Genomic DNA, 2,500 nt, shown 5'->3' on the forward strand with positions numbered 1-2,500 from the left:
GAGCGGCGGTTGAACTTTGAAAACTGAACAAAGCGACAAACGTCAACGTTAATTTTTATTTTTTAAATTGAGCAAGTCAAACATTTCTTCGGAGAGTTTGATCCTGGCTCAGGATGAACGCTGGCGGCGTGCCTAATACATGCAAGTCGAGCGAACTGATTAGAAGCTTGCTTCTATGACGTTAGCGGCGGACGGGTGAGTAACACGTGGGCAACCTGCCTGTAAGACTGGGATAACTTCGGGAAACCGAAGCTAATACCGGATAGGATCTTCTCCTTCATGGGAGATGATTGAAAGATGGTTTCGGCTATCACTTACAGATGGGCCCGCGGTGCATTAGCTAGTTGGTGAGGTAACGGCTCACCAAGGCAACGATGCATAGCCGACCTGAGAGGGTGATCGGCCACACTGGGACTGAGACACGGCCCAGACTCCTACGGGAGGCAGCAGTAGGGAATCTTCCGCAATGGACGAAAGTCTGACGGAGCAACGCCGCGTGAGTGATGAAGGCTTTCGGGTCGTAAAACTCTGTTGTTAGGGAAGAACAAGTACGAGAGTAACTGCTCGTACCTTGACGGTACCTAACCAGAAAGCCACGGCTAACTACGTGCCAGCAGCCGCGGTAATACGTAGGTGGCAAGCGTTATCCGGAATTATTGGGCGTAAAGCGCGCGCAGGCGGTTTCTTAAGTCTGATGTGAAAGCCCACGGCTCAACCGTGGAGGGTCATTGGAAACTGGGGAACTTGAGTGCAGAAGAGAAAAGCGGAATTCCACGTGTAGCGGTGAAATGCGTAGAGATGTGGAGGAACACCAGTGGCGAAGGCGGCTTTTTGGTCTGTAACTGACGCTGAGGCGCGAAAGCGTGGGGAGCAAACAGGATTAGATACCCTGGTAGTCCACGCCGTAAACGATGAGTGCTAAGTGTTAGAGGGTTTCCGCCCTTTAGTGCTGCAGCTAACGCATTAAGCACTCCGCCTGGGGAGTACGGTCGCAAGACTGAAACTCAAAGGAATTGACGGGGGCCCGCACAAGCGGTGGAGCATGTGGTTTAATTCGAAGCAACGCGAAGAACCTTACCAGGTCTTGACATCCTCTGACAACTCTAGAGATAGAGCGTTCCCCTTCGGGGGACAGAGTGACAGGTGGTGCATGGTTGTCGTCAGCTCGTGTCGTGAGATGTTGGGTTAAGTCCCGCAACGAGCGCAACCCTTGATCTTAGTTGCCAGCATTTAGTTGGGCACTCTAAGGTGACTGCCGGTGACAAACCGGAGGAAGGTGGGGATGACGTCAAATCATCATGCCCCTTATGACCTGGGCTACACACGTGCTACAATGGATGGTACAAAGGGCTGCAAGACCGCGAGGTCAAGCCAATCCCATAAAACCATTCTCAGTTCGGATTGTAGGCTGCAACTCGCCTACATGAAGCTGGAATCGCTAGTAATCGCGGATCAGCATGCCGCGGTGAATACGTTCCCGGGCCTTGTACACACCGCCCGTCACACCACGAGAGTTTGTAACACCCGAAGTCGGTGGAGTAACCGTAAGGAGCTAGCCGCCTAAGGTGGGACAGATGATTGGGGTGAAGTCGTAACAAGGTAGCCGTATCGGAAGGTGCGGCTGGATCACCTCCTTTCTAAGGATTTTTACATGACGTACGTTTTGACACTTTGTTCAGTTTTGAGAGTTCAATCTCTCAATTATAGAAAGCACACTACTTTCTTCTTATTAGATAAGAAGAATTTTGGTTGCGATTGTTCTTTGAAAACTAGATAACAGTAATTGCTGAGGAAAAGTGAAACTTTTCTTTAATCAAACCAATAAATAACACAACAATATGTTGTACCATTTATTCGCTAATGGTTAAGTTAGAAAGGGCGCACGGTGAATGCCTTGGCACTAGGAGCCGATGAAGGACGGGACTAACACCGATATGCTTCGGGGAGCTGTAAGTGAGCTTTGATCCGGAGATTTCCGAATGGGGAAACCCACTGTTCGTAATGGAACAGTATCTTTATCTGAATACATAGGATATTGAAGGCAGACCCGGGGAACTGAAACATCTAAGTACCCGGAGGAAGAGAAAGCAAATGCGATTTCCTGAGTAGCGGCGAGCGAAACGGAATTAGCCCAAACCAAGAGGCTTGCCTCTTGGGGTTGTAGGACACTCTATACGGAGTTACAAAGGAACGAAGTAAATGAAGCGACCTGGAAAGGTCCGTCGAAGAAGGTAACAACCCTGTAGTTGAAACTTCGTTCCCTCTTGAGTGGATCCTGAGTACGGCGGAACACGTGAAATTCCGTCGGAAGCTGGGAGGACCATCTCCCAAGGCTAAATACTACCTAGTGACCGATAGTGAACCAGTACCGTGAGGGAAAGGTGAAAAGCACCCCGGAAGGGGAGTGAAAGAGATCCTGAAACCGTGTGCCTACAAGTAGTCAGAGCCCGTTAACGGGTGATGGCGTGCCTTTTGTAGAATGAACCGGCGAGTTACGATC

At 50.0% G+C, this 2,500-nt stretch carries 2 rRNA genes (1 of these 2 cut by a window edge); both read left to right on the forward strand.

The window, feature by feature from the left end:
- Positions 1-85 precede the first annotated feature (85 nt).
- Positions 86-1,637 (forward strand): 16S ribosomal RNA (locus tag ACO1DI_RS28295).
- A gap of 225 nt (positions 1,638-1,862) precedes the next feature.
- A 23S ribosomal RNA gene (locus tag ACO1DI_RS28300) occupies positions 1,863-2,500 on the forward strand (its annotated part continues 1,526 nt past the right edge of the window); the annotation flags it as partial.

Origin of the sequence: Priestia sp. 40 (assembly GCF_049368575.1) — a bacterium.
GTDB classification, from domain to species: Bacteria; Bacillota; Bacilli; order Bacillales; family Bacillaceae_H; genus Priestia; species Priestia zanthoxyli.